The 230-nt window shown below is 41.7% G+C and carries 1 pseudogene; it reads right to left on the bottom strand.

What is annotated here, in order from left to right:
* A pseudogene (locus IQR33_RS31965) lies at nucleotides 1-230 on the bottom strand (transporter); the annotation flags it as partial.

Genomic DNA, 230 nt, shown 5'->3' with positions numbered 1-230 from the left:
CTTTTCGCGACGTGTAATTCAGTGTGACGGTAAGTATTCGCAGGGTCGATTTTGGATACCCAAGGGTAAGAAGAAATCAAAATAGCGTTATTTGATTCATTCAATCGATTCACTTTTTCAGAAGCGATAGTTAGTGCTCTAACCGCGGTTTGACCGAACCAATCAATAAGTTTCGTTATTGAGTTCATTCTTCCTCTGCCAAGCTCCTCAACCAAAAACTCGGTCATCGC

Origin of the sequence: Vibrio sp. OPT46 (assembly GCF_015163535.1) — a bacterium.
Lineage (GTDB): Bacteria > Pseudomonadota > Gammaproteobacteria > Enterobacterales > Vibrionaceae > Vibrio > Vibrio alginolyticus.
This window is presented reverse-complemented; position numbering and strand designations above follow the sequence as displayed.